Source organism: Haloglomus litoreum, from assembly GCF_029338515.1.
Classification (GTDB): domain Archaea; phylum Halobacteriota; class Halobacteria; order Halobacteriales; family Haloarculaceae; genus Haloglomus; species Haloglomus litoreum.
In genome coordinates, this window is sequence record NZ_CP119988.1 from 4,558,370 (window position 1) to 4,578,570 (window position 20,201).

The following is a 20,201-nucleotide window of genomic DNA, read 5'->3' on the forward strand; positions in this document are numbered from 1 at the left end:
GGAGCCGTAGGCCCGGTATGGATATCGACGAGGTCGAGTTGACGATCCCGGAGACCGTCGTGGACCTGCTGCCGGCCGACGGCGAGAACGCCGCACGCGACATGGAGCGCGCGGTGGCGGGCTTCGAGCGCCACGTCAACGCGACCATCGAGACCGCCGACGACGAGGCCGAGGTCGCCGCCGAGGTGATGGACGTGGTCGAACACCTCCAGGCGCGCATCGAGACCTACGACGAGTTCGTCCCCGAACTCCGGGCCTGGGGCCAGTCGCCCGCCTACGCCATCGCGTGGCGGGACCTGTACGCCGACCTCGTCCGACAGCTGACCAGCCACGAGGGGCTGGCCGACCGCCTCGAACAGGAGGGCAACCGACGGCTCGTGGACGACGGGATCCGGCTGAAGGACCTGAAGGACTGAGATAAGTACATTACCTGTTATTTCCACAGTTTATTTCCAGAATTTTCTATTAATGCCACTATTTCAGTGTGAAGGGCGGCCAAATTGGGGCCACGACGAAAGCCCCCGCTCACTCTCTCTGTGATATGTCCGACGACGACAGAACCGGGTAGAAAGCCCCCGCCCGCTCGACCGTCCGCGACTCGCTGCGGTCCTCGGGCGGCGGAGCCGCCCTGCGGTCCTTCCTTCGTCGGGGCCGGGTCGAGCGGGCGGCCCCTTTCAGTCCCGCCCTGTTGCTTGTTCCGCCGAGCGTTCGGGGGGGGGTGGTTCCAGCGGAGTGCTAGTGGCCCCACACCTCCCCGCGCTCGCGCCGGGCGTGTTCCGGCACGCTCGCTCCGCTCGCGGCCTCCACAGGGATGGCGCGAGCGCGCTTCCTGGTCCCGGAACCGGCCGGCCGACCAACCGCTCTCCGGCCGGGAGCGCGTGGCCGAGCGAATGCGAGGCCCGCGCGACCTGGGGAAAGGCAGGGCCACCGCGCCCGTGGAACTGCCGAACCCTGGCGGACTCGAAGCTGAGCCGGACGAAGTGAGGCGAAGGTCGTCAGAGCTTGCTCTGACGGAAGGCGAGCGCTCTCGACGAAGGCGGACGACGCAAGCACCGCAGCACACGCCCGGAACGGCGCGAGCGAAGCGAGCGCCGCACGCCCGGAATGCGAGGCGCGCAGCGAGGCCCCCGAGTCGAGAGCGCGAGGGCTTCGTAGGCGTCTCCCTCGTCGTCAGCAGAACCGTGAGAAAGCGCGGGGACTCCGTGACGGAGTCTGCCGTCCCGATAGGTCTAGTGCGAGGAAAGACCGATACGTGCCGCCCGCCAACGGGGGCGCATGAGCCGGTCCGGCGAGACGGAGTACGACTCGGAGGTGGACATCGAGGGGCTGCTGGCCGACGAGCCGGCCGCCGACCGGCAGGACTCGGACGACGGACGGGCCGCAGAACCGGACGAGGAGCGGGCCACGGAACGGGGCGGTGGGCTCCGGTCGCGGCTTCCCTCGCCCTCGCTTCCATCCCTGCCGCTGCCGCGGTTCACGCTGCGCGGGCTGGGACTGTCGCTGGTCGTCTGCGTGGCGGCCTTCCTCGGGGCGGGCTTCGTCATCCCGCTGGGCGGGTTAGCGGGACTCGTCGGGGTGTTCGTCGCCGCGTTCGCGCTGGGCCTCGTCGGGCGCGGGCACTACCTCGAACTCGCGGTGGCGGGCGCAGGGACGGCGGCCGTGGGGGCGCTGCTGGACCAGCTACTGCTCGCGGCGGTCGCCGACATCGCCGTGCCGCTGACGGTCGTCGGCGGAACGGCCGGCCTGTTCGCGGCGGTCGTCGGGTGCTACTTCGGCCGCGACCTGCGGGACGGGCTGACGCGGGGCGTGTGAGGCGCTCGGCGGAGCTGGGCGGATGAGACGACCGGTCCGAAGCGCCGCCAGAACGGTCCGACGGGGGGGTCCGGGGTCACTCCCCAGCGATCAGCCAGCCGTCGTCGCCGCGCTCGAGGACGCCGTGTTCGGCGAGCAGCCGGAGGGCATCGTCGACGGCCTCGGGCGAGGCGTCCACCTGCCGGGCGATGCGCTCGGGGACGGACGCCCCGTCGGCGACCGCGGCGGCCACCTCGGCGTAGAACCGTCCGTCCATCCCGCCGAGGTCGTCGAACCGCTCGCTGAGGCCGTCCATCACGTCGGTCAGGCGGCCCTGGACCCAGCGCTGGGCCATCGAGAGCTCGTTCTCGAGGGCCTCCAGCCGGCCCAGTTCGCCAGCGAGCGACGCGACGTCGCCGTCGGAGGCCCCGCTCGCGTCCGTGCTATCCGGGTCGGCGTCCGGGCTCGTGCCGACGTCGAGCGAGAGGTAGCGACACCGCGACATGTCGAAGCCACGGCTCGCGGGGTAGGCCGACTTCGTCCCGAAACCGTACGGCGACACCGATACCTCCAGCCGGAGGTTCCTGGCGATGGAGAAGTACTTGCGCCGCTGGCTGTCGACCCGTGACTCGACGAGGCCCGCCTCCTCCAGCTTCCGGAGGTGGTCGATGACGGCCTTCGGACTCACCCCGAGGTACTCGGAGATCTCCGTGACGTAGCAGGGCTTGCGCGCCAGTAGTCGGAGGATGCGCCGCCGGTTCTCGTTCCCGAGCAGATCGAGCAGCGCCGCCGAGTCCATTACCCGGAAGGATGGCGCCGAGACGAAAAAGCGTGTCTACCGTTCCCCGTCGTCGGGAGCTCCGGAACCGTCATCGTCACTCGAGTCGTCGTCGGCCGGGTCCTCATCGTCGGCGGCGGAGGCATCCGCCGAGCCGCCCGGCTCGCTGGAATCGCCCGTCGGGTCATCGTTCGCGCCACCACGGGCGTCGTCGCCACCGCCGCCCCGCTCGCCGGGGGGACCGCGCTCGCCGGCGGTCACGTTCCCGCGCTCGCCCGGCGGGCCGCGCTCGCCGGCCTCATCGTTCCTGTTTCCCCGCTCGCCGGCCCCATCGTTTTCGTTCCCGCGCTCACCGGCCCCATCGTTCCCGTTCCCGCGCTCGCCCGGCGGGCCGCGCTCGCCGGTACCCTCAGCGCGGCCGGGCACTCCGTCGGGCATCCCGGCCAGGCCGCGGGCGACCTCGGCGACCTCGGGTCCCGAGAGCTCGGCCGCCTCGGACCGGAGGCGGTCGAGGCGGGTCGAGTTGACGCCGACGCGCTCGGCGACCGCGCCGGTCCGGTTGGCGTTCCGTGCGAGCTGGTCGGCCCGGGTCGCGAGCCGGGCGGCCCGGGCGCGCTCGGCGAACGTCAGGTTGGACTCGTTGAGCAGTCGAGCGCGCTCCGCGCGGAGCTCGGCCACCCGGTCGCTCAGCTGGGTCGTCCGCTGCTGGACCACGGCAGCCCGGGCCTGCCCGTCCGTCCGGTTGACGGCGGCGGTGAACATCCCGTGCTGGACCTCACCCTCGGCCTCGGCAACGCTGGCCTGGGCGAAGGAGGCCACCGTCAGGCCGAATGAGGCGTTCTCGCTCCGGTTCTCGTCCGTCGTGGTGTTCGCCCCGTCGGCACTGGAGGTGTTGCCGTCGGCGGTCGGCGTGGGTGACGCCGTCGGCGTGGGCGTCGGAGTGGCCGTCGCACTGCCGTCCTGTGTGGCGACGGCGGCGACCCCCCCGGTGGCGCCGGCGACCGCGCCGGTACCCACGGCGGCGAGGACCACGGCGACCGCGACCAGTATCGACGCTCGTCTCATCACCACCCTCTACCGGCTACACCGGCTAAAACCCGACCAGTCGTTCGAACGGTTCACGGGCGGGTGGGCGCGTGAACGGTATGAACACGGGCGGAAACGAGTCGTTTAACGCCCCCGAGACCGTTTATCGCGCCTGTTCAGCGCCCGCTCACGCGTCACCCGCCATCCGCGCGAACGCGAGCGCGGCGAGGCCGACCGCCGCGAACGACGTGCAGACCGACGCGACCGCCAGGCCCACCCCAGGGTCGTACCGCAGCGGCGGATGCAGCCCGAACCCGTAGTCCACGAGGTCGTTCACGAGCGCACAGCCGAGCGCGAACGCGAGCGCGCCGCGGGTCGTGCGCGCCGCGTGCGGGAGCAGGTAGGCCGCGGCGACGAACGCCAGATGGCTCCCGATGACGCCGAAGTAGGCGAACGGGTCCGGGAAGTAGGCCCCGAAGCCGAGGTTGAGCGCGAGGAGCGTCCAGAGGCCCGTCTCGACGAGCCAGACGAACGCCAGCGTGTGCAGGTACGCGAGCGGACGATTGCCCGGGAACTCCTCCAGCGGCCGCCCCAGCGCCGGCAGGAGCGTGGCGAAGGCCAGCGACCCGAGGAACGTGGCCGCGGGCGAGTCCGCGAACAGCGGCCAGAGGAACGTCGACACCCCCGCCAGCCCACGGTCGACGTACCAGCGCAGGCCGATGACGCCGATGGCGAGCGTCCCGAAGACGAGCCAGACCAGCGTCGGCGCCGCCTCCAGGTACTCGCGGGCGTACCGACGCGGGATGGGGTTGAACCGGCGCACGACTCCCGCGACGAGGCCGGCGGGCAAAGGCGTGCCGGGGACGGACACACCGGGGTCCCCGGCAGTCCACCCACGGAACGCAAGAGGGTTGACGCACGGCCCGCGAGCAGTGATATGACCGACCACTTCGAGGTCCACGCGCGGGACGGGCCGGCCCGCATCGGCGAGGTCCGCCTCCCGAACCCGCTCCGGACGCCGGGGCTGGTGGGAGACCGGCTCCGGGACGCCGGGAGCGAGTGGGCCGCCGCCCGCGAGACGCCCGAGGGGAGCCCGGACGCGCTGACGGTGCTCCCACACCGCGCGCTACCGCCGGGGACGCCCGACAACGTCCGGGAGACGTTCGGTGGGGCCGGGAACGCCGCCACCGGCGACTCGCCGACGCCCGAGGACGGCGTGGCCGCAGGCACCGACGCCCCGAACGCCGCCGACCTCGAATTCCCGACCGCCGTGGTCGTGGGGCCCGACACGGCCGCCGACCACGGCGCCGACGCGTACGTGCTCTCGGGCGGGCCCTCGCTCGTCGGCCACGCGGCGGCGTTCGTCGAGGCCGTCACGGGCGTCCGCCGCGCGATTCCGGACGACAGCGCCCTGTATCTCGCGGGGGGCGCCACCCCGGCGAACGTCGCGGCGCTCGTCTACGCCGGTGTCGACCTCGTGGACGCCGACCGCGCGTACGTCCGCGGGACGGAGGGGTTCTACCTGACGACCGACGGGGAGTACTTCCTCGAGGACCTGGAGGAACTGCCCTGCGCGTGTCCGGCCTGCCGGGCCGGGCGCGGGGACTTCGACCGCCAGGACTGCGCCGAACACAACGTCCACGCGCTGGAGACGGCGCTGGCGACCGTCCGCACGCGGGTCCGTGACGGCCGCCTGCGCGACTACCTGGAGGGCCAGGGCCGCCACGAGTCGTTCCCGACCTCGGTGCTGCGCCGCCTCGATCAGGAGTACGCGTACGTCGAGGAGCGCGCACCCCTCTTCCGCCGGGAGTCGATGCTCTCGGCGACCGAGGACACGCTCCGGCGACCGGAGATCCAGCGCTTCGCCGACCGCGTGACGAGCCGCTACGTCCCGCGGTTCGACGACCTGCCGCTGCTGCTGGTGCCCTGCTCCGCGACGAAACCGTACAGCGAGTCCCAGAGCCACGCGCAGTTCCACCGCGCCATCGACTACCGGGCGCACACGGTGTCGATGACCTCGCCCATCGGGGTCGTCCCGCAGGAGTTAGAGACCACCTACCCAGCCCAGCACTACGACTCCGTCGTCACGGGCCGGTGGTCGGAGACGGAGTACGAGTTCGTCGCGGCGGTCCTCCGGCGCTATCTCGACCGCGCGGACTACCCCCGCGTCGTGGCCCACCTGCCCGACGATTATCGGCCCATCGTCGAGCGCGCGCTCGACCGGGTCGAGGACGCGCCGCCGGTGGAGTTCACGGTCGACGACCACCCGACGACGGACGACTCGCTGGCGGCCCTCGCGGGCGCGCTGGAGGGGGAGGACCGCTTCAGCAAGCGCGAGCGCGAGCACCACACCGTCCGCGCGCTCGCGGACTACGTCTTCGGCGAGGGCGCCGGCGAGGCGTTCTTCGAGGACCTCCGGACGGGGAGCCGCTACCCCAAACTGCGGGCGATGGACGCGGGCATCGAGGCCCGGCCGGGCGACGACACCGACGACGACGGCGCGGTCCACGTCGCCACGATGGTCCCCAACTACGGTACGCTCTCGCTCACGCTCGCGGGCGCACGGCGCTGGGCCGCCAGCGACGTGCCGACGAAGCGCGTGGCGATCGACGCGTTCGTGCCCCAGGGCAGTGTGCTCGCGCCGGGCGTCGTCGACGCCGACGAGGACATCCGCGTCGGCGACGAGGTCGTCGTGGAGGGGCCGAAGGCGTTCGCCGTCGGGCGCGCACAGGCCCACGGCCGCGCGATGGTCGACTCGACACGGGGCGTCGTCGTGCAGGTCCGGCACTCGAAGGAGAAGTAGGGCACCAGCCGCCGGCACCCGACCGCTAATCACCTCGCCGCTCGTGAGCCGACGACATGACCGACCTCACGCCCGACGACCTCTCCGAGGGAACGACCGTCGTCCACGAGCGGACGTTCACCCCCGAGGACGTCCGCACGTTCACGACCGTCTCCGGCGACGAGGGCGACCACCACGTCGAGACCGACGACGAGGGCCGCCTCCTCGTCCAGGGACTCCTGACGGCGACGCTTCCGACGAAGGTCGGCGGCGACCTGAACGTCCTGGCCTCGCGGATGGAGTACGAGTTCCGGCGGCCCGTCTACACCGGCCAGCACGTCTCGTGCGAGGTGACGTTCACGGAGGTCGAGCACGGCGACGAGCGGGTCTCGGTCCTGGCCGACTTCGAGGCGACCCGCACCGACGACGGGACGGTCGTCATGGCCGGGCTGTTCGAGGGCATCATCCGGCACGAATAATCAAGATATGATCGCTACAGACTAGATAATACGGACATATTCATCAGACATCGGCATCTCGATCGAGCAGCTGGTTCCTGTCGAAGAACCCGCCTCCCCGCCGGCCCCACCGACCAGTCCGGCGGCGAGACTGGCGAGGTGGGCAGGACGAGAACGCGGGTGGCAGCTGCGGGCCCGCCGGCTGGTCGTGCGACCTCGACACGCGGAGTAAAAGGTTGATTAGCGGTCGCTTGCTATGAGCGGCCAATGGCACGGACCGCACAGCGAGTTGAGGACCTCATCGACGAGGACCCGGATATGCGCGACGCGCTCCGGACGGTCCTCGACCGGGCCGAGGACGGCCGGGTGGCGTGGGGCGACGTGAGCGACGACCTCACGAGCGGGCAGTGGGGCCGGCTCATCGAGCGGGGCGTCCTCGAGAAGACCGACGGTGAGGGTTGTGAGATCAACGATCCGGGCGACGTGGCCGCCGTGGTCGGCGGCGCAAGCGCCGCCAGCGTCGCGGACGGCGGCACGACCACCGCGAGCGCGACGGACACGTCCACCTCCTCCGACGTCGACATCGACGACGAGGACTCCTCGTGGTCGGTGTACGACAAGATGGCCGCGGTCGGCGCGCTGGGCCTGTTCGCGGGCTACTCGCTCCCGAACATCCGCAACGCCATCGCGAGCGCCCTCGACATCGGGCTGGGCCCGCTGGAGCAGGCGCTCCCGTTCTACGCGGTCATCCTCGTGCTCGCGCTGTTCACGGGCCTGTACTCAACCATCCTGCAGGACAACCTGATGGACACCTCGAAGATGGCGAAGTACCAGGAGCGGCTGCAGGAGATCCAGGAGCGCGAGAAGGAGGCAAAGGAGCGCGACGACGAGGAGGCGCTCGACCGCATCCAGGAGGAGAAGATGGAGGCCATGGGCGACAACCTCGGTATGTTCAAGGAGCAGTTCCGCCCGATGGTCTGGATCATGCTGCTGACCATCCCGGTGTTCCTGTGGATGTACTGGATGATCCTCGAGCACCCCGGCGAGCTGGGGAGCATGGTCATCCCGCTGGTCGGCGAGCGCGAGTGGACCGCCGGCGTCGCCGGGCCCATCCAGGTGTGGATCGTCTGGTACTTCCTCTGCTCGATGGGGTTCACCCAGGTCATCCGGAAGACGTTCAACATCCAGACGACGCCGGACACGGGCTAGCCGGGGCCCCACGGCTCTCACGGCTCCGCCTTCCTCCCGACTGCTTCAGAACCAGCCGCCGCCACCCTTCCGCCGCCTGCGGCGCCGCCGCCGGGCGCGCTCCCGTCGCTCGTCCACCAGGGCGAAGTAGGCGCCGACCACGAGCATCGTGACCGCGACCGCCAGCCCCGTGAGCGCCTCGCCGGCGACGAGGGCGAAGTAGCCCATCGCGACTGCGGCACCCGCGAGCGTCAGGAGGACCGCGGCCTGCTCCGCGCGGCGGGGGATACGGCCGGCCGCGCGCCGGGTGTGGTACTCGGCAGCCCCGAGGACGAGCAGTCCGGCGGCGAACGCGGCGGTGCTGACGGTTCCGGCGAGGTCGCCCGTGACGCGGCCGAAGCCGACACCCGCGAGCAACACGAGGACGCCGGCCGCGGCCGCCAGCGCCAGCGTCGCATCGGGGGACAGCGGGTTGACCGACTCGGCGTGGGTCGCGTGGAACAGCGCCGCCGGCACCACCAGCACGAGCGCGACCAGCAGGCCGAGGAAGGGTCGGAGCGTCGCCAGCCCGTACGCGAGGACGAGCGAGCCCGCCACGGCGGCGACCGCCAGCGTCGGGTCCGGCAGCAGGGTCGCCGCGGGGTCGTCGTCGACCCCGACGGCGTAGCCGACGAAGGCGTAGAGGACGAGGACGCTCACCAGCGCCGTCGAGAGGAGCTCACCGAACAGGACGACGTACAGCGCGAACGAGACCGACAGCACCACCCCCACGAGGACGGCGGCCTCCGGCACGCGACGGCTCATACCCCGACTGCGAGGGCCAGCCGCCAAAGGGCGTCGGTCGCGGCAGGGGCGGGCCGGCGCGCCGCCGGTCGCCCGGAGAGTTATGTCCGGATACCGCCCCGTGACGGTATGGCGGAACTCCACATCTACGAGGAGGGTGAGCGGGTCGGGACCATCGACCTGGAGACGAGCGACGCGTCCTACGACGGCGACGACGGCGCCATCGCGATGCTCGTCGAGGAGGTCGACGACGGCATGGGCGAGGTCGTCCCCGTCGAGACCGAGGCGGGACTGGACGCGTCCGGGTGGAGGGAGTACCGCGGCGAGGACCTCCGGGACCAGGTCCAGGGCGTCATCGAGAACCTCGGCGCCGAGGTCGAGTACGTGAAGTAGGAAGCCGCCGCCGCACGCATCGGAGCTGACCTAGTCGGTCCGCAGCGCGTACTGCAGGACGCCGAGCGCCGAGCGGCCGTCGCGCATCCCGCCGCCGAGTGCGGCGTCGCGCAACTCGTCGAAACTCGCCGTCGTGACGCGGATGGACTCGTTGTCGTCCAGGTTCTGCTCGCCCGTCGGCTCGCAGCCGTGCGCGACGAAGTAGTGGAAGGTCGCGTCCAGCAGCCCGTTCGAGGGCTCGTGCGCGACGAGGAACTCGACGGCGGCGGCCTCGTAGCCGGTCTCCTCGGTCAGCTCCCGTCGCGCCGCGTCGGCGAGCGCCTCGTCGCCCTCGACGTTGCCCGCGGGGAGGCCGCGGTTGACACGACCGACCGCCTGGCGCCACTCCTCGACCAGCACCACGTCGCCCCCCTCGGTGAACGGGAGGACGATGACGGAGGCACCGTTCTCGACGCTGTGGAAGTCGGTCTCGGTCCCGTCCGGGAGGCGGACCGCGTCACGTCGCACGGTGAAGCCCGGACAGTCGTAGTCGGTGGTCGAATCGAGCGTCTCCCACGCCAGCGGATCGGTGGCACCCGGCGTCGCCTCGGTCGCCACCTCGCCGGCATCCGTGTCGGCGTCGGCATCACGGTCGCCACCGTCGGCATCGTCGGTCATACCCGGTCCCGGGACGGGCACGCGGAAAAGGGCGACGCAGCGTGGGCCGTGCGTGGTGCAGCGCGCGGCACGCAGTCGCCCAGTCAGTCGGCGATCGAGGGGTGTTCACCCTCCAGGTCCTCCCGCATCTCCTCGAACTCCTCCTCGCTCTCGGCGACGCCGGTCGTGACGAGCAGGCGGACGGCCTGCGAGACCGACAGGTCCGTCTCGTGGAGCCGGTCGTCGGGCACGAAGATGAGGTGGCCGGCGGTCGGGTTCGGACTGTGCGGGACGATGACCGTCGACGTCTCCTCGCCGGCGGCCGCGTCGGCCGCCGCCGGCGCGTCGGCGGTGACGAACCCCATCGAGTAGACATCCAGCCGGGGGTACTCGACGACGACGACACGCCGGAAGCGGGTGTCGCCCTCCGAGAGCGCGTTGCTCACCTGCCGGACCCCGGTGTAGACGACGCTCACCAGCGGGACCAGGCTCACTGCGCGGTCGATGCCGTTGACCAGCCGGCGCCCGGTCCCGTAGCTGGCGAGCAGGCCGAGCAGGGTGACCCCCACGACGAGGACGACCAGCGCGAGGCCCCGCGCCGCGATGGCGTCGTTCACCACCCGCCCGAGCCGGAGCGCCGCCACGACCGGGTCCAGCACGCCCGACAGCCGCCGGACGACGAACTGCACGACGAAGACGGTGACCGCGAGCGGTGCGACGATCAGGATGCCCGTGACGAACCCGTCCCGAAGCTCCGACCCCAGACTCATACCGGGAGCGCGAGCGCGCGGGGCTTAACTCCGCTGGCGACACGGGACAGGGGTAACAAGAACGAAGTGACCGGAGCGCATCGCGCCGGCCATGTCCGTCCAGCAGTACCTCGAACGCCTGTTCACCTGGGAGAGCCTCGAGAACACGGACCGCGGGGTGGAGTTCGAGCTGAAGAACCGCCTCGTCGAGGGGGAACTCCACGACATCGGGGGCGCAACGCTGGACGGCGAGGAGATCCCCCCGACGGATATCAGGCTGGAGCTGTCGGACGGCACGCTGCTCGACGCCGCGGCGGTCTCGGCCGACGACCCCGTCCCGTTCGACCTCGCCGAGACCGTCCAGGTCGTCATCGACGCCCCGCGGCTCCGCCTGGGCACCCACACCCTCGGCATCGAGATGGACATCGAGGGTTTCGGGATGGTCAGCTTCGAGACGGACGACGACGCCACCGAGGCGGACCTCCTCGACGTCGACCCGGCCGAGTTCACGGTCGCCGAGCTGGAGGCCCTGGTCGCAGACCTCCGCGAGCCGGTCGAACTCGAACGGCTGCTGGAGCGCGAGCGCGAGGGCAAGGCCCGCAAGACCGCCGTCGCCGCCATCGAGGAGCGTCTGGAGGCGGCCCGCGAGGCCGCCCCCGAGGACCGCGACATCGAGTACACCGCCGAGAACGCCGAGCCCGGCGGCAGCCTCGTCGAGGAACTCCTGGTCGACATCCTCGAGTCACCGCAGCGCGTGACCGTCTACCTCACGGCGTTCCGCCAGCAGCCGACCACGCCCGCAGCGGTCGCGAGCCAGACGCTGTTCACCGAGGAGACCGTCGAGGAGACGCTCGGCGACTTCGAGATGGAGGGCCTCGCCGAGCGCGACGACGAGGGCCGGTACGAGGTGGCGTCGCCGGTGACGGTCATCCGGAAGCGGCAGAACAGGTTGTGGAATATTCTGAGTCGGGGGTTGTGAGGGGAGCCATGGGAGACCTTTCAGTCGAAAATCGGGAGTTGTTCGGGCCTTCTGAATAAAGACAAGGGTGGCTACGATGTCGCATTGGTTGCCTCTGCGAAGCTCGCATCTCTCGGAGAGGCATGGAGTCTATCAAAAACTTCAGCAGGGATTACTGGCGGGAGTGTTATTACCCGGAGGATTGATGAAGTAATTATTTGTCTCCCCATTATCGAATTTTAGACTCATCACAAAGTAGTCCCCCTGTCCGACAGGGAAAGTATCATCCGTATCATCACTGCAAAAGAACGTGACTGTGAGATCCTTTTCATCGTCGCCGTCACTGTCACCTTCCGGTGCTAATGTAACGTCCGGCCGTTCCTCATACGGACCACCAACGCGTTCCAAGGGTGTGGACTCGTCCTGCTTGATGTCCACCCACTGGCCGGCGCTACCGCCCGTCCCCCCCTGTCCGTCGGCAGAGTAGAACGGGACCCTAGCCTCCTTGATCGTCCGTTCTTCATCATCTAAATTCTCAAACGTGATTGTGACTTCGTTCATATTGCTCCCAGTCATCGTGGCAGATTTGTATGCCACAGTACCGGGACCACTCGGGTTGATAGAACCGGGGCTAGCAGTAGAAGAGCTACCCGGGGTCAGCGACGGAGTGGTTCCCGGTGCCTTTCCCTCTCCGATAGCCGTGCAACGGACCGAGTAGGTGCCGCTCTGGAGTTCGATTCGCACGGTGTCACTGGTCGGTTTCGTGATACTGTCCACATTCTCCGCGTCCGCCAGGACGGTCTCCCACTGGTCTTCGCTCAGTTTTGTGGGCAGCGTCAGTATCAGGTTGGAACTCGCCGAAGACCCCCCCGTCTGTCCACCGACGAATTCGAGCGTCTCCGCGTCGATGCCAGTCGTCGATACCGAACCCGCAGTCAGTGGCAGGAGCCGGATCGTGTTCCCCTGGATGAGTACCTGTGTGCTGTCTATGATTTTCCCGTTCGCTTTCTGATAGGTGACGCTCGTCTCGTAACCAAAGTCGCCAGCATCTGTTAAGCGATTGTAATCTGCTTTGTACGTCAAAGACTTCGAATTACCCATTGTTCCACATATATCAGTTGCTGTGAACCCAGCATTCGATATGCTTATTGCAGAGCTGAAGTCTTCGGTCGCAACCCGACCGCTGGCTGGGGCTGGATTGAGCGTCAGCGCCCGGGGTGGATACCGGGTGCCCAGTTTGATACTGGCCGACCGCAGGTCGTTCGTTCCACCGGCGTTGGTAATCGCGGTATGTATCTCCGCGAAATCCTCTTTCACCTGTGTCGAGTGGTCGAGCTCGACCTCGCTGGTCTGCTGCGGAACGACCGTCACCTGATACAGTCCCAGTCCAGCGATGACGAACCCGAATATCAGTATCGCGCCGATCACCTGTGACTGGCCCCTGTCTGCCGTGAGCTCTCGCGACCGGCAGACCAGCCACCCGATTGTTACCTCGTACCAACCCCCCATACCATACTGTCGCGGGGTAAGGAAAGGTAAATGTTCGGTCAGGGATTCCCCACCCACCGACCCCACCCAGTGAAGTGGACCAGCAGGTCCCAGAGCGGCAGAACGTGCGTAGAAGTGGGCCGGCCCGGATTTGAACCGAGGTACCGAGGACCCGATCCTCGAAGGATACCAAGCTACCCCACCGGCCCGCAGTCGAGTCAAGACACCTGCCGGGTAAAACCGTTGCGGACCCCGTCGGCCCCGCTCAGTACGACCGGTAGCCGTCGGTGTCGAGCCAGTTGTGCGCGACGGTCACGGTCTGGTCGGCGTGGAGGCGCTCGGGGCTCACGCTGACGCGGGCGTCGGCGCGCTCGGCCAGCAGGTCGGCCTCGGCGTCGGTGAAGTCGCGGTGGTCCGACAGCACGAACGTCGGGTCCTCGGGGACCGGCTGGTCGGGCAGCGGCGTGCCGTCCTCGTGCAGGTGGACGAGCGGGCCGTCGAGGCGGTCGAGCGTGGCGGCGAGGTCGAACCGGCCGACGTGGACGCCCGGAGAGGGCTCGGCCTCCTGGTGGCCGATGGCCGCGTCGGTCGCGGCGAGCGCATCCCGGAGGCGGGCCGCGGTCGAGCGCTCGTCCGGGCGGAGGTTCCGGACCGTGGCGCCGTCGACCCGGACCGTGAACGCGTCGTCGACGACGAGGTGGGCGGCCGCGTCCTCGCGGACGCCGTGGGAGGTGAGCAGGGCGCTCGTGACGAAGCGGCAGAGGAGGTCGAGTCGCCCGGCGCCGGGCAGGTCGTCCAGCGAGACGGGCCCGTCGACGGGCACCTCGTGGGCGAGGCAGACGAAGTCGCGCATACCGGTCGGACGCGGGGAGGCCACAAAGCCGGTTCGCACCGGGAGGCGACCGGTCTCCGGCGTTCGGGCCCCATCCCACGGTAGCGGTGGGTTTATTCGCGCCGACGGCCGAACGCCGTCCATGACTGACGCGCGCGAGGTCCGGGCGCTGCTCGACGATCGCCCGAACCTCGAACCCGCGCTCGAGTCCCTCCTGGAGACCGACGAGGCCCACGAGACCTGGACGTTCGACGACACCGGGCTCGATTCGGGCACGTTCGGCGAACTCGTCTCCGAGGGCGTCGTGGAGAAGGTCGACGGCGAGTACCGGCTGGCCGACCCCGACGCGGTCGAGCGGGCGCTCGCGGGCGAGGTCGGGACGGAAGCGGGCGGCGCAGGCGTATCGCTCTCGCTGCCGTCGGTGGAGATCGACCGGCGGGTCGCCGGCGCCCTCGCCGGCGCGCTGGTGCTGGTGTTCGCCTTCCGCGTCCTCGCGTTCGACGCCATCTTCCGTGGTGGTCGGGTCGTCCTGTCGGGGAACGATCCGTACTACTACCTCTACTGGACGGAGGAGTTGAGCCGGCAGTCGAACGGCATCCTCGACCTCAGTGCCCTGACCGCGGGCTCGTTCGGATTGCTGAAGGGCGAGCCGCTGCTCGTGGCCGTCCTGTGGGTGGTCACGGAACTCGCCGGCGGCATCGAGCAGGCGCCGCTCGTCCTCGCGTGGTACCCCGTGGTCGCGGGGGTCCTGTCCGGCGTGTTCGTCTACCTGTTCGCGACGGGCCTGACCGACGACCGGCGGGTCGGTATCGCGTCGGTGGTCATGCTCGCGGTGATGCCGGTTCTGGCGTACCGCTCCGCGCTCGGCTATCCCGACCACCACGCGTTCGACTACGTCTGGCTGGCGATGACCGCCGCCGCGGCGGTCCGGCTGGTCCGGACGCCCGCGACGCGGGCGGCGGTGACGCGCGGCCGGACCGCGGCCTGGGCGGCCGTGATGGGCGTCGCCATCGCCGGGCAGCTGCTGGCGTGGGATGCCGGCCCGCTCCTCCTGTTCCCGTTCGTCCTGTACGTTCCGCTGGCGGGACTGGTGGCGGTGGACCGCGGCGACTCCCCGACCCTGACGCTCGCCCCGCTGGGGGCGGGGTTCGCCGTCGCGGGACTCCTGATCGGGGGCGTCCACCTGGCCCTCGACTGGCAGACCACCGTGGTCGCGTCCGCACCGTTGTTCCTGCTGGCGGGGACTGCCGGCGTGGCGGCCGTCGGCGAGGCGATCCGTCGAGTGGACGAGCTGCCCGTCTCGCGGGCACGGGCGCTGGCTGCGGTCGAAGCGGTCGGCGTCCTCGTCGTATTCGGGCTGCTCTCGACGGTCCTCTCGACGTACGGTGACCGCCTGTTCGGGGAGCTCGGCCGCATCGGAACCCGCCAGGGCATCGTGGAGGGGAACTCGCTGTTCGCCGCGGACACGTTCGGCTGGCTGTTCCTGTTCGGCCTGTTGCTGTTCCTCGGCATCCCGTACATGGGGTGGGCGCTCGTCCGGGCGACCAGGGGCGAGGAGCGCCACGGCTGGCTGCTCGCCGGCGTGTACGCCTGGTTCTTCCTCGTCCTCGCGACGTTCCAGATGCGGTTCGCCGGTGAGCTGTCGCACTTCCTCGCGGTCTTCGCGGGACTCGGGTTCGTCCACGTCGCCGAACGGGTCGACCTGGCGCGCGCGCCGATGCCGTTCCGGGAGGCCCAGCCCGTCCGCGGGGACGGCGGCGACCGGGAGCCGGCGTTCGAACTCCCCGCGCCCCGGGACGCGGTCGCACTGCTGTTCCTCTTCCTCCTGGTGAGCGGGCTGAGTATCGCCCAGGCGCCGGTGAAGGCGAACCAGATCACGACCGACGACCGGTCGTACCAGACCGCGGTCTGGATCGACGGCTACGCCGAACAGGAGGGGCTCACGTATCCGGAGAACTACGTCTTCACCCCCTGGGGGGAGAACCGGATGTACAACTACTTCGTGAGCGGGGAGTCCGAATCGTACGGCTACGCGTTCGAGAACTACCAGGCGTTCGCTGCCTCCGCACGCCCGGACGTCTGGTACGAGCGCCTCCGCGACAGGGTCGGGTTCGTCGTGTTCGTCCGGTCGGGTGGCGACGAGGCGACCATCTACAACCGCCTCACCGGGGCGTTCGGGAGCCGCTACAAGGAGTACAACGGCAGCGGCCACTACCGGGCCGTCCACATCACCGAGAGCCACCAGGTCCACCAGCTCGTTCCAGGGGCGAACGTGACCGGGCGGCTCACGGACGCGAGCGACCCCAGTGCGAACGCGACGGTGTACCTGCAGACACAGAACGACATCAGCGGCTACACCAACCCGTACGTCCGGCGCGCGTTCACCGATGACGACGGGCGCTATCACGTCCGCGTGGCCTACCCCGGCGAGTACGAGGTCATCCTCCCGGACAGCAACGCCACGACGACCGTCACCGTCCCCGAGTCGTCCGTGGAGAACGGCGAGCGCGTCGACGCCGGCACCCTCGACACCACCGACGCGTCGGGCACGACGAGCGGGAACCAGTCACGCCTCGGCCGCCCGACCTACCAGGTCAACCCCTCGTAGGTCAGCCCCTCGCGCCGCGAGACGACGCGCCGGCCGTCGACGACCACGCGCTCGGCCATCGCGTCGAACTCGTCGTCCAGCGCCGCGAACTCGTCCCAGTCGGTCACGACGAGCGCGCCGTGGGCCCCCTCCAGCGCGGCGGCCGCGCTCTCGACGTACTCCACGTCGGGGTACTCGGCGGCCATCGCATCGTTCGCGAGCGGGTCGTACGCCACCACGTCAGCGCCGCGCTCGGCCAGCTCCTCGATGATCGGTTTCGCCCGCGAGCCGCGGATGTCGTCGGTGCCGGGCTTGAACGCCAGCCCCAGCACCGCGACCTGTTTCCCGGCGACGTCGACGTGCTCGTCGAGCAGGCCGAGCATCCGCCGGGGCTGCTTCTCGTTCACGCCGACGACCGACTCCAGCAGGTCGGGGTCGTAGTCGGCCTGCCGGGCGGCGGCCATGATGGCGGCGGTATCTTTGGGGAAGCAGCTTCCGCCCCACCCGACGCCGCTCCGGAGGAACTTCGCGCCGATGCGCTCGTCCATGCCGATGGCGTCGGCCACGTCGTAGGAGTCGACGCCGTACTCCTTGCAGATGTTCCCGAGTTCGTTGATGAGCGAGATCTTCGCCGCGAGGAAGACGTTGTTGGCGTACTTGACCATCGCGGCCTCGCGCCGGCCCGTCTCGACGACCGGCGCCTCCCACTGCGCGACGAGCGGCTCGTACAGCTCGGCGAACAGGTCCAGCACCCGCTCGTCGCCGTCGGTTCCGAGGACGATCTTGTCGGGGCTCATGAAGTCGTCCACGGCCGAGCCCTGCGACTGGAACTCCGGGTTCACGGCGACGCCGAAGTCCTCGCCCTCGGTCTTCCCGGAGGCGTCCTCCAGCACCGGAATCAGCTCCTCCTCGGTCATCCCGGGGATGACGGTCGATTTCACGACGACGAGCGTGTACCCGTCTGCATCCCCGTCGCCGGGCCCGTCCGCGAGCGCCTCGCCCACGTCCTCGGCGGCCGCCCGCAGCGGCCCGATATCGATGCTCCCGTCCTCGCGGGCGGGCGTCTGGATGGTCAGGAAGACCACGTCCGAGTCGGGCACGCTGTCGTGCGTGGTGCTCGCGCGAAGCGAGTTCCCCGCGTACGCCGTCAGCAGCGGGTCCAGCCCCGGCTCGTGGATGGGCGACTCCCCGGCGTTCAACTGCTCGACGATGGCCTCGTCGATGTCGATGGCGGTCACGTCGTGACCCAGGTCCGCGAGACAGGCCGCGAGCGTGGTTCCCACGTAGCCACTCCCGACGACCGAGACGTCCAGACTCATTGCCCGTGGGTGGGTCACGCCCGGGTTTAGGGGTTCGGGTAGCTAGACGGGACCGGTTTCCGGACCGACAAGCGCGGTTCGTACCGTCGTCGTTCCGGATTCGGCCCGCCCGCCGGCTCGTGAACTCGGGTGGGAATGAAAGGGGCCGCTCGCTCGACCCGTCCCGGACGACGCAAGGACCGCAGGGAGCGAGCAGCGCGAGCGACCGAGGACCGTGGTTCGAGAGAGCTTCGCTCTCTCGTCATCACGAAAGGCGGCTCCGCCGCCTTTCGAACGACAGCGAGGCCCGGACGGTCGAGCGAGCGGGGGCTTTCTACAACTGATTGTGTCTCGCAGCAGCAGACGACCGGAACCAGTAGAAAGCCCCCGCCGGCTGCGGTCGCGCGAGTCGCTGCGCGCTTCCTGTTCCGGGCATGCGGTGTCCTCCCTCCGGTCGGACACCGTTCCGGGCATGCAGTCCAGTGCTTACTTCCCCGTGCTTCCCGCAGCCGGCGGCCCCTTTCATTCCCACCCGAATTCATCTTCCGGGCGAGCCGGTTCGACACGAAACGATGGTGTGTGCGAATACACCCATGGCGAGTGAGCTGGCTCCACCCGAAACAAGGCCGTCATCAACTCCGTTCCCCGAGAGCCAAACCCCTAAACGCGCCGCCGACCCACGCCCGGTATGGAGTGGAGACTGTTCGCCAACCTCGCCGAGACCGCGGGCACGAAACGCGTCGCGGTCGAGGCGGAGCCGGGCGACACCTTCCGGGACGCGTTCGAGCAGTTGCTGGACGCCCACCCCGAACTCGAGGACGAGATCCTCGACGAGGACGGCGACATCCGGGACCACATCCGGGTGCTCCGCAACGACAGCAACCCGTTCGTCGTCGACGACGGCTACGACACGGTGCTGGAGGAGGGCGACGACCTGGCGCTGTTCCCGCCGGTGAGCGGCGGATAGGAGCAGAAAACACTTGCCGGGCATCGTTCGAGGCGAAGCCATGGCCGGGATCGACAGACGACACCTCCTCCGGGCCGGTGCCGCCGGGCTGGCGGCCGGGCTGGCCGGCTGCTCCGAGACACAGCGCGATGGCCTGTTCGCCGTCGACCCGCCGGCCGAGGCGCCCCGTGGCACCCCGACGCCGGCGGACGGGAACGACGGACCGGTCACCGTCGTCGTGGCTGCCGACCTCCCCGACCCACAGTACCGCATCGCCCAGACGGCAGTGTCGGAGGGTGCGTACCACACCTGCGATGTCGGAGAACCGCTCCGGAGCCTCGCGACCCGGTTCAGCGGGAGCCTGGAGTCGGGCTACCTCCGCTTCGAGGACGAGTACTACCCGACCTACGCCCGGGTCACCGACCAGGTGTTCGTCTACACCGCGGACCCACCGGACGGCTACGATTGTGGCGTACTATGATCGACAATGCCGATAGGATTCAGAAAACCACGTTGTTCGACAGATAAGCGCAGAATAACAGAGATTACGCGATTGCAGGCCCGTTCCGCATCTCGTTCGTCACCCGCTACTCGCCGCTCAGGTCGGCCTCCAGCACGAAGTCCGGTTCGTCGCTGAACCCGACCCGCGCCGCCGCCACGTCCGAGACGTGCCGGACCGTCTCCGGAATCAGCACCCGCGTCCGGTCGACGCCGAGTTCCGCCGCGTCCCGCGAGACCGCCGCGAACAGCGCCCGCGCCGCCGCGGCATCGTCCCAGACGCCGACGCCGTACTCGGCGAAACGCTCGGGCCCCTCCTCGGTCTCGTGTTCGCCCGTGCGCACCCGGAACGTCATCCCGCGGACGCCGTCGCCATCGACGATCGCCAGCGCTCGCTCGTCCGCGGCCGCCTCGTGGAGGCGCTCGAGCGTCAACTCCGAGAGCGCCCACGACTCGCCGCTGGCGAGCGCCAGCCCCACGAGGTGGTCCCGGCCCGTCGAGCGGTGCCACGCGGTCCACGCCGTGTCTGGATCTGCGACGACGCGCAACCCGTCCGGTCCCGCGGCGTCGGCGTCCGGGTCCGGCGTCGCCCACCGGAACTCCGTCCGGGGGTCGAAGCCGACCGACCGCGACTGGCCGAGGCCCGCGGCGTTCCACGAGAAGACCATGTTCCGGCAGACCGTCGCCCCCTGCTCGCGGGCCCAGTCGAAGACGGCGCTGGTGAGCCGGGGACTCGCCCTCCGGCCGCGGTATGAGGGGTTGACGCGCATCCCCTGGGCCCAGGCCTCGTGGTCGGAGAGCAGGACGCCCTGGCAGATACCCGCGATGTCGTCGCCGGCGTCGAGGACGAACGTCCGCTGGGTCGGGCCGTCGGTCGCGACCCACTCCTCGAAGACGCGAGGGATGTAGTCGTCGCCGCGCTCGGGCCACGTCGACTCGGTGAACGCGACGACGGCCTCGCGGTCGGCGGCCCGGGCCTGGCGGACGGTCAGCTCCTGGTCCGACATCGG

At 69.9% G+C, this 20,201-nt stretch carries 20 protein-coding genes and 1 tRNA gene; 10 read left to right on the forward strand and 11 right to left on the reverse strand.

Translation table 11 applies throughout. The annotated features are described in order from the left end of the window. Window positions 1-23: 23 nt before the first annotated feature. Together P2T62_RS22635 and P2T62_RS22640 are read left to right on the forward strand one after the other, a co-directional pair. On the forward strand, window positions 24-416 hold the full coding sequence (locus tag P2T62_RS22635; RefSeq protein WP_420028469.1) for a DUF7971 family protein: 393 nt from the start codon (window positions 24-26) through the stop codon (window positions 414-416). 859 nt (window positions 417-1,275) lie between these two features. After that, window positions 1,276-1,812 (forward strand): hypothetical protein, encoded by a 537-nt coding sequence (locus P2T62_RS22640; protein ID WP_276259296.1) that lies wholly within the window; start codon window positions 1,276-1,278, stop codon window positions 1,810-1,812. Window positions 1,813-1,888: 76 nt separating this feature from the next. On the opposite strand, the gene P2T62_RS22645 is transcribed toward P2T62_RS22640, so the two are convergent. From P2T62_RS22645 to P2T62_RS22655, 3 genes are all read right to left on the reverse strand, one after another. Beyond that, window positions 1,889-2,590: an ArsR/SmtB family transcription factor gene (locus P2T62_RS22645; RefSeq protein WP_276259297.1), complete on the reverse strand. Its 702-nt coding sequence runs from the start codon at window positions 2,588-2,590 to the stop codon at window positions 1,889-1,891. 36 nt (window positions 2,591-2,626) lie between these two features. After that, entirely contained in the window at window positions 2,627-3,634 is a 1,008-nt protein-coding gene (locus P2T62_RS22650) for a hypothetical protein (protein ID WP_276259298.1), read from the reverse strand. A gap of 148 nt (window positions 3,635-3,782) precedes the next feature. Further along, a complete protein-coding gene (locus P2T62_RS22655; protein WP_276259299.1) occupies window positions 3,783-4,418 on the reverse strand; it encodes a DUF1405 domain-containing protein in 636 nt (211 codons plus the stop codon). A 114-nt stretch (window positions 4,419-4,532) separates the two neighbouring features. Between P2T62_RS22655 and arcS the strand changes: the two genes are divergently transcribed. From arcS to P2T62_RS22670, 3 genes are all read left to right on the forward strand, one after another. Next, window positions 4,533-6,398, forward strand: coding sequence for an archaeosine synthase subunit alpha (gene arcS / locus P2T62_RS22660; RefSeq protein ID WP_276259300.1), 1,866 nt, complete (start codon window positions 4,533-4,535; stop codon window positions 6,396-6,398). A 56-nt stretch (window positions 6,399-6,454) separates the two neighbouring features. Next, window positions 6,455-6,856: a hotdog family protein gene (locus tag P2T62_RS22665; protein ID WP_276259301.1), complete on the forward strand. Its 402-nt coding sequence runs from the start codon at window positions 6,455-6,457 to the stop codon at window positions 6,854-6,856. A 246-nt stretch (window positions 6,857-7,102) separates the two neighbouring features. Beyond that, window positions 7,103-8,044, forward strand: a complete 942-nt coding sequence (locus tag P2T62_RS22670) for a DUF106 domain-containing protein (protein WP_276259302.1) — start codon at window positions 7,103-7,105, stop codon at window positions 8,042-8,044. A gap of 45 nt (window positions 8,045-8,089) precedes the next feature. Here P2T62_RS22670 and P2T62_RS22675 read toward each other — a convergent pair whose 3' ends face one another. Further along, window positions 8,090-8,827: a hypothetical protein gene (locus tag P2T62_RS22675; protein ID WP_276259303.1), complete on the reverse strand. Its 738-nt coding sequence runs from the start codon at window positions 8,825-8,827 to the stop codon at window positions 8,090-8,092. Window positions 8,828-8,935: 108 nt separating this feature from the next. Here P2T62_RS22675 and P2T62_RS22680 point away from each other — a divergent pair, with 108 nt between their 5' ends. Then, complete coding sequence (locus tag P2T62_RS22680) at window positions 8,936-9,199, forward strand: hypothetical protein (RefSeq protein ID WP_276259304.1); 264 nt, start codon at window positions 8,936-8,938, stop codon at window positions 9,197-9,199. Between the two features lie 30 nt (window positions 9,200-9,229). On the opposite strand, the gene P2T62_RS22685 is transcribed toward P2T62_RS22680, so the two are convergent. Next, the gene (locus tag P2T62_RS22685; RefSeq protein ID WP_276259305.1) at window positions 9,230-9,856 is read right to left on the reverse strand and encodes an NUDIX hydrolase; all 627 of its coding nucleotides are present in this window, start codon (window positions 9,854-9,856) and stop codon (window positions 9,230-9,232) included. 83 nt (window positions 9,857-9,939) lie between these two features. Beyond that, on the reverse strand, window positions 9,940-10,605 hold the full coding sequence (locus P2T62_RS22690) for a DUF502 domain-containing protein (RefSeq protein ID WP_276259306.1): 666 nt from the start codon (window positions 10,603-10,605) through the stop codon (window positions 9,940-9,942). Window positions 10,606-10,696: 91 nt separating this feature from the next. On the opposite strand from P2T62_RS22690, the gene P2T62_RS22695 reads away from it, so the two are divergent. Then, on the forward strand, window positions 10,697-11,563 hold the full coding sequence (locus P2T62_RS22695; protein ID WP_276259307.1) for a hypothetical protein: 867 nt from the start codon (window positions 10,697-10,699) through the stop codon (window positions 11,561-11,563). A gap of 141 nt (window positions 11,564-11,704) precedes the next feature. On the opposite strand, the gene P2T62_RS22700 is transcribed toward P2T62_RS22695, so the two are convergent. From P2T62_RS22700 to trmY, 3 genes are all read right to left on the reverse strand, one after another. Continuing rightward, entirely contained in the window at window positions 11,705-13,051 is a 1,347-nt protein-coding gene (locus P2T62_RS22700; protein ID WP_276259308.1) for a hypothetical protein, read from the reverse strand. Between the two features lie 115 nt (window positions 13,052-13,166). Next, window positions 13,167-13,239, reverse strand: a tRNA-Pro gene (locus P2T62_RS22705). Between the two features lie 56 nt (window positions 13,240-13,295). Next, window positions 13,296-13,883 (reverse strand): tRNA (pseudouridine(54)-N(1))-methyltransferase TrmY, encoded by a 588-nt coding sequence (gene trmY / locus P2T62_RS22710; protein ID WP_276259309.1) that lies wholly within the window; start codon window positions 13,881-13,883, stop codon window positions 13,296-13,298. Between the two features lie 121 nt (window positions 13,884-14,004). Here trmY and P2T62_RS22715 point away from each other — a divergent pair, with 121 nt between their 5' ends. Next, complete coding sequence (locus P2T62_RS22715) at window positions 14,005-16,470, forward strand: STT3 domain-containing protein (RefSeq protein WP_276259310.1); 2,466 nt, start codon at window positions 14,005-14,007, stop codon at window positions 16,468-16,470. Here P2T62_RS22715 and aglM read toward each other — a convergent pair. Beyond that, window positions 16,449-17,762 (reverse strand): UDP-glucose 6-dehydrogenase AglM, encoded by a 1,314-nt coding sequence (aglM, locus tag P2T62_RS22720; protein ID WP_276261655.1) that lies wholly within the window; start codon window positions 17,760-17,762, stop codon window positions 16,449-16,451. The two genes, P2T62_RS22715 and aglM, sit on opposite strands and share 22 nt — an antisense overlap. Window positions 17,763-18,435: 673 nt before the next feature. On the opposite strand from aglM, the gene P2T62_RS22725 reads away from it, so the two are divergent. Then, the gene (locus P2T62_RS22725; protein WP_276259311.1) at window positions 18,436-18,714 is read left to right on the forward strand and encodes a ubiquitin-like small modifier protein 1; all 279 of its coding nucleotides are present in this window, start codon (window positions 18,436-18,438) and stop codon (window positions 18,712-18,714) included. 40 nt (window positions 18,715-18,754) lie between these two features. After that, window positions 18,755-19,174 carry a hypothetical protein gene (locus P2T62_RS22730; RefSeq protein WP_276259312.1) on the forward strand — a complete coding sequence of 140 codons (420 nt, stop codon included), beginning with the start codon at window positions 18,755-18,757 and terminating at the stop codon, window positions 19,172-19,174. Between the two features lie 106 nt (window positions 19,175-19,280). On the opposite strand, the gene P2T62_RS22735 is transcribed toward P2T62_RS22730, so the two are convergent. Then, window positions 19,281-20,198: a GNAT family N-acetyltransferase gene (locus P2T62_RS22735; protein ID WP_276259313.1), complete on the reverse strand. Its 918-nt coding sequence runs from the start codon at window positions 20,196-20,198 to the stop codon at window positions 19,281-19,283. Window positions 20,199-20,201 lie beyond the last annotated feature (3 nt).

Bases quoted from the DNA above. Each gene is read 5' to 3' on its own strand.
- P2T62_RS22715 (WP_276259310.1), top strand. From the start codon at position 14,005: ATGACTGACGCGCGCGAGGTCCGGGCGCTGCTCGACGATCGCCCGAAC.
- P2T62_RS22670 (WP_276259302.1), top strand. From the start codon at position 7,103: ATGGCACGGACCGCACAGCGAGTTGAGGACCTCATCGACGAGGACCCG.
- P2T62_RS22645 (WP_276259297.1), bottom strand. From the start codon at position 2,590: ATGGACTCGGCGGCGCTGCTCGATCTGCTCGGGAACGAGAACCGGCGG.
- P2T62_RS22685 (WP_276259305.1), bottom strand. From the start codon at position 9,856: ATGACCGACGATGCCGACGGTGGCGACCGTGATGCCGACGCCGACACG.
- P2T62_RS22640 (WP_276259296.1), top strand. From the start codon at position 1,276: ATGAGCCGGTCCGGCGAGACGGAGTACGACTCGGAGGTGGACATCGAG.
- P2T62_RS22680 (WP_276259304.1), top strand. From the start codon at position 8,936: ATGGCGGAACTCCACATCTACGAGGAGGGTGAGCGGGTCGGGACCATC.
- arcS (WP_276259300.1), top strand. From the start codon at position 4,533: ATGACCGACCACTTCGAGGTCCACGCGCGGGACGGGCCGGCCCGCATC.
- P2T62_RS22695 (WP_276259307.1), top strand. From the start codon at position 10,697: ATGTCCGTCCAGCAGTACCTCGAACGCCTGTTCACCTGGGAGAGCCTC.
- P2T62_RS22730 (WP_276259312.1), top strand. From the start codon at position 18,755: ATGGCCGGGATCGACAGACGACACCTCCTCCGGGCCGGTGCCGCCGGG.
- P2T62_RS22675 (WP_276259303.1), bottom strand. From the start codon at position 8,827: ATGAGCCGTCGCGTGCCGGAGGCCGCCGTCCTCGTGGGGGTGGTGCTG.
- P2T62_RS22665 (WP_276259301.1), top strand. From the start codon at position 6,455: ATGACCGACCTCACGCCCGACGACCTCTCCGAGGGAACGACCGTCGTC.
- P2T62_RS22700 (WP_276259308.1), bottom strand. From the start codon at position 13,051: ATGGGGGGTTGGTACGAGGTAACAATCGGGTGGCTGGTCTGCCGGTCG.
- trmY (WP_276259309.1), bottom strand. From the start codon at position 13,883: ATGCGCGACTTCGTCTGCCTCGCCCACGAGGTGCCCGTCGACGGGCCC.
- P2T62_RS22690 (WP_276259306.1), bottom strand. From the start codon at position 10,605: ATGAGTCTGGGGTCGGAGCTTCGGGACGGGTTCGTCACGGGCATCCTG.
- P2T62_RS22650 (WP_276259298.1), bottom strand. From the start codon at position 3,634: ATGAGACGAGCGTCGATACTGGTCGCGGTCGCCGTGGTCCTCGCCGCC.
- P2T62_RS22725 (WP_276259311.1), top strand. From the start codon at position 18,436: ATGGAGTGGAGACTGTTCGCCAACCTCGCCGAGACCGCGGGCACGAAA.
- P2T62_RS22735 (WP_276259313.1), bottom strand. From the start codon at position 20,198: ATGTCGGACCAGGAGCTGACCGTCCGCCAGGCCCGGGCCGCCGACCGC.